This window comes from Campylobacter concisus (assembly GCF_902460545.1).
In the GTDB taxonomy this organism is placed as follows: Bacteria; Campylobacterota; Campylobacteria; order Campylobacterales; family Campylobacteraceae; genus Campylobacter_A; species Campylobacter_A concisus_AE.
Genome location: NZ_CABPUE010000004.1, coordinates 125642 through 130306 on the forward strand (window position 1 = coordinate 125642; position 4665 = coordinate 130306).

Annotated in this window: 5 protein-coding genes; 1 reads left to right on the forward strand and 4 read right to left on the reverse strand. The window is 35.9% G+C overall.

The window, feature by feature from the left end; all coding sequences use genetic code 11:
* Positions 1-258: 258 nt before the first annotated feature.
* From FZ949_RS04225 to FZ949_RS04240, 4 genes are all read right to left on the reverse strand, one after another.
* Positions 259-888, reverse strand: a complete 630-nt coding sequence (locus FZ949_RS04225; RefSeq protein ID WP_087576581.1) for an NAD(P)H-dependent oxidoreductase — start codon at positions 886-888, stop codon at positions 259-261.
* A gap of 93 nt (positions 889-981) precedes the next feature.
* Positions 982-2004, reverse strand: coding sequence for a selenide, water dikinase SelD (selD, locus tag FZ949_RS04230; RefSeq protein ID WP_410369082.1), 1023 nt, complete (start codon positions 2002-2004; stop codon positions 982-984).
* Positions 2001-2600, reverse strand: a complete 600-nt coding sequence (yedF, locus tag FZ949_RS04235; RefSeq protein ID WP_103579629.1) for a sulfurtransferase-like selenium metabolism protein YedF — start codon at positions 2598-2600, stop codon at positions 2001-2003. Before yedF ends, selD begins: the two co-directional genes overlap by 4 nt.
* A 151-nt stretch (positions 2601-2751) precedes the next feature.
* Positions 2752-3699 carry a formate dehydrogenase subunit gamma gene (locus tag FZ949_RS04240; protein WP_021090567.1) on the reverse strand — a complete coding sequence of 316 codons (948 nt, stop codon included), beginning with the start codon at positions 3697-3699 and terminating at the stop codon, positions 2752-2754.
* 234 nt (positions 3700-3933) lie between these two features.
* Here FZ949_RS04240 and FZ949_RS04245 point away from each other — a divergent pair, with 234 nt between their 5' ends.
* Positions 3934-4500, forward strand: a complete 567-nt coding sequence (locus tag FZ949_RS04245; RefSeq protein WP_234401456.1) for a DJ-1/PfpI family protein — start codon at positions 3934-3936, stop codon at positions 4498-4500.
* Positions 4501-4665: the final 165 nt, after the last annotated feature.

Here is a 4665-nt window from a genome sequence, read left to right on the forward strand (position 1 = left end):
TACCGGCACAAACTACAAATAATGCTAAAAATATAAATGAGAGTAAAAGTAAAATAGCCTTTGTGTAAAACATTTTTACTATTTGAAGGCTGGTTTTTTGTTTTTCAAGCACGATAGACACCTCGTTAGTTTAGGTTTTGGCTCTGATTTTATCCCATTTTTACTTGATTTGGGTTTATAAAGGTAAGTATTTATTTAGAATTTATTGATTTATTTAAAATTGAGCCAAAAATTTATTTAAAATTTGGCTCAAATATCTTAATAGATCCAAGTAACGATATCAGAAATTTCTCTACGAAGTTTTTTTGGTTGTGGATTTAGGCGGTAGCCAAATGGCACCATGATAGCCACTCTTTGAAAGCTCTCATCAAGCCCCAAAAGTTCATTTAAAGCATGTCTATCAAAGCCTTCTATCGGGCAACTATCAATGCCCAAACTTGCAGCTGCATTCATCATATTTGTGGCAATTATCATGCATTGCTCATGTGACCACTGGAATGTTAGTTCATCATCATTTTTAAAATTTGCAAGCAAAAAGTCATGATAAAATTTTTGCCTTGCAGCAATTGCTTCAGGATCTTTATTAGTATTTCTAGCGATCATTTTATTAACGTATGTGCTTCCAAATTTTACCTCTTTGATCTTAGCTAAAACGACAACTAAATGTGAGCAAGATGTGATTTGTGCTTGATTCCATGAAAGAGCTTTTATTTTTTCTCTAAGCTCTTTATTTTGAACGACTAAGATATCCCACTGCTCAAGGCCAGTTGAACTAGGGCTTAACCTACCAGCCTCTAGTATAAAATCAAACTCTCCAGCACCGATTTTTTTGCTTTCGTCAAAAACCTTGCAAGCATGACGAAATTTTAAAATTTCAAGATAATTCATCATCTCTCCTTTATAGTTTTTGAAATTATAGAATGGTTAAGTAAATTAAAAGATTTCACTAACACAATGAGATAGCATACTATTTTTAAAAATTTATCTTAAAAATATACCAAACTCGCTCTTTGACACCGCAGAGCCAACGATAGTTGAGTGCTCGTAGCCTACTTCTTTTAAGCGTTTTACTGCAAGTATCGCGTCCTTTTCACCAACTGCAAGCAAAAGTCCACCAGAAGTTTGTGCGTCAAATAGTAAAATATCAGCTTCTTTATCTACAAAATGCTTTGCAAATTCGCGGTTTTTATAGCTTCCCTCTGGGATGATGCCCATATCTGAAAATTCCTTTGCGCTTGCAATGATTGGCACGTTTTTTTCATAAATTTCAAAACTGATCTTTTCATTTAGCATTTCGCTTAAATGCCCCAAAAAGCCAAATCCAGTCACATCAGTAGCGCCGTAAACTTTGATGCCATCAAGTGCCTTTAATACATAAAAATTTAGCTGTGCCATGATAGTTGCAGCCTCTTTTATTTGCTCAATGCTTAATAAATCAGCCTTTATTGCTGTACTTAAAATACCGCTTCCAAGGGGCTTTGTAAGTATCAAAACATTGCCATTTATGGCTGTATTATTTGCCCAAAATTTATCAGGATGCACCCTTCCAGTGACGCTAAGCCCATAATACATCTGCTGTGTCTCGATCGTATGCCCGCCAACGATTATACCGCCACACTCTTTTACTTTATCGGCTCCACCTTGTAAAATTTCGCCTAAAATTTCAGGTGCCAAGTTACAACTATCAAAGCCTACGATATTTAGAGCATTTATCACCTCACCACCCATTGCAAAGACGTCGCTTAGGCTATTTGCAGCAGCGATTTGACCGTAAATAAAAGGATCATTTACCACAGGCGTTATAAAATCAAGAGTTTGAACAAGTGCAAGATCACTTGAAATTTTAAAGACACTCGCATCCTCATTAGAATTGGTGCTTGAGAGCAGATTTGGATGAGATAAATTTAAACTACTAATCGTTTTGTTTAGACCCGACGGGTCAAGCTTAGCAGCTCAACCAGCGGCTCTAACGAACTGCGTAAGCTTTTTGTCGTGATAGATCATAATTTGATTTGCTCGTGAGTTGAGAGTATGTCGATGATCTCATAAGCATTTGAAATTTCGCCAATCGCAAGATCACTTACTAGCTTATAAGCCTCCAAGCAGCTTCCGCAGCTTAAAATTTTAACACCAGCAGCTTCAAGATCTTTAAGCGGCTTAAAGCTTGGGTGTGAGCGGTTTGTAGTCATCTTTACAGCGTTATTTACGCAGATTATTATCTTTGGTTTTTTCTCAACTTGAAGAAAAGCTCCTAAGAATTTTGATAGTAAATTTATTCCTACTTCGCCACTTCCCGCGCGCTCTTCATTTAGATAGAGTACTTTATTATTTTTTGGTGTTATGTCGCAGACAAACTCATCAAAATTTGTAAGCTCAAGCGCATTTTTACCTTTTGTAGCTAAAATTTTAGTCTCATTGCCATTGCTTTCGAGGCTAAAGTTTATATTTTGATTTTTTAAAAATCTTGAAATATTTTCTTTTGGGGCTAGTGCATTTACCAAAATTTCTAAGCTTTCACCTTCACTTAAGCCATCAAGTGCATTTTTTGTCATTATGACTGGTTTTGGGCACTCTAAATTTCTACAATCAATTATTGTCATGATTTTTCCTTTTGTGATTAGTATTTCAAACCTTGAAACTAGTTTGGATTATAGCCAAAAAAATATTAATTATTTTAAAAATTTTAATGTATAAATTTGAGATAAAAGAGAGCTTTGACCCCGCTTACTAGCAAGATCAAAGTAAAGTTAATTATTTTAAATTTGTATAAGACTTTTCATAATCAGATACTGGAATTTTATTCTCTCTAACGAGCTCTTGATACCAGTAGTGATGAAGAACATAAACTTCTTCTTCCTCTTTATATCCAGTAATCATCGACCAAATAGCACCATGAATAGCAATAGCTGCCATATAAATATGAACTAAGAAAAATACTGCACATGCGATGCCAAGACAATTATGGATAATTACGCTGTATCTTAAAAGATCAATTTGTGTAAGACCAAACCAAGAAGCAACCGCTGGCTCTTTGAAGTCCGTAAAATACATAATCGCACCAGTAATTATCATAACGATACCACCAGGGATAGCGATCCAGTACCATGCTTTTTGACCAGCATTAAATTTACCAGCTGGAACAGGTCTCTTTTTCTTTGATAAATAGCCACCAACTATCATCATCCATCTGATATCATAAATTGCTGGAAGCATTCTCTTTGTCCAGGTAAATAACATAGGAAGCACAGAAACAGCAAAGATCACAGTTGCTGTATCGTGCAAGTATCTACAGAAACGCACAAATGTTCCACCGCCAAGCTCTGCACCCCACATAATGATGATACCAGTTGGCACTAAAATGATCCATGAGATCGCTGCCAAACCATGAGCTATACGTATGATCAATGAAAAAGCAAATACCTTTTTACCATCATGGCTAAAATGTTTTGGCCCAATGATTAAAAAGTGTAATGCAAATGCTCCAATAACAGCCAAAATGATAGAAAGTGCTGCTATTGCAAAATAATCATTACCTTGGATAAAAGTAAATATCGGCCCCAAACCTTGTTCGTATGGCTTGATATTTTCTATCCTTTCAGCCGCCCAAATAGCACTATTATATTGATTGACGCCAGTTGGTCCTTGAGTTGCCATTGCTGTTACAAATAATGTAAAAAGCAGAGTAAGAATTCTCGTCATTGTAGTCCTTTATGAGTTTGAGCTTAAACAATTTAAGTATTGGTTAAATACGTTAAATCGCATAGCTACGCTATTTTGGTCGCTATTATATCAGAGCTAATCACAAGCAAACCTTAGCAAAAAAGATTACTAAAAATTTTATAAAGAATATTTAAGTTTTGTTAATTTTTAGAGTTTTTTGATCTGAAAATTTAGCTAAAATAAATCCAAATTTTAGTTAAAAAGGATCGCACTATGCATCTTTTTTGCCTTATCTTTGATGACTATGAAACGCTTGATCTAATGGGGCCGGTAGAGTTTTTAGCAAGAGTGCCTGAAATGAAGATAAACTACGTCTCGTTTGATGGCGGGATGAAAAGAAGCAAGCAAGGCTTTTTTATAAAGACCAAAAAGCTTAGTAAGATACCAAAAAAGAGCGTTTTGCTACTCCCTGGAGGTCAGGGCACGAGGGCACTTGTAGATGATAGTGAGTTTATCTCAAGACTTAAAGAGTGCGTTTTGGCATCTCAAATTTGCCTAAGCGTATGCACAGGCTCGGCGCTCATCGCTCGCACAGGAGAACTTGACGGACTAAAGGCTACCTCAAATAAAAGATCGCTTGAGTGGGTAAAAAGTTGCGGCAAAGCTGTAAAGTGGCAAGAGCGCGCCAGGTGGGTAAGAGCAGGTAAATTTTACACAGCTTCAGGCGTGGCTGCTGGTATGGATATGGCGCTTGGTTTTATCAGCGATCATTTTGGCAAAGAGCTAGCCCAAAAGATCGCAAACGAGACCGAATACAACTGGCAAAAAGCTCAAAGATAGATAAATTTGCCAAAATTTATGGGTATTAAATTTAAAATAGCTTGTGACTTTTTGATAAAGTCAGAAATTTGCTAAATTTTAAAAAGGATAGCAAGCTAAGATAGCTTTAGCAAAAAGTGTCAAGATAAATTTTGTAGAGAATAAATTTAAATCATTTTGGAGCCT

What these genes read in the sequence shown, in the direction of transcription:
- FZ949_RS04225 (WP_087576581.1), bottom strand. Translation starts at nt 888, where the DNA reads ATGAATTATCTTGAAATTTTAAAATTTCGTCATGCTTGCAAGGTTTTT.
- FZ949_RS04240 (WP_021090567.1), bottom strand. Translation starts at nt 3,699, where the DNA reads ATGACGAGAATTCTTACTCTGCTTTTTACATTATTTGTAACAGCAATG.
- FZ949_RS04245 (WP_234401456.1), top strand. Translation starts at nt 3,934, where the DNA reads ATGCATCTTTTTTGCCTTATCTTTGATGACTATGAAACGCTTGATCTA.
- yedF (WP_103579629.1), bottom strand. Translation starts at nt 2,600, where the DNA reads ATGACAATAATTGATTGTAGAAATTTAGAGTGCCCAAAACCAGTCATA.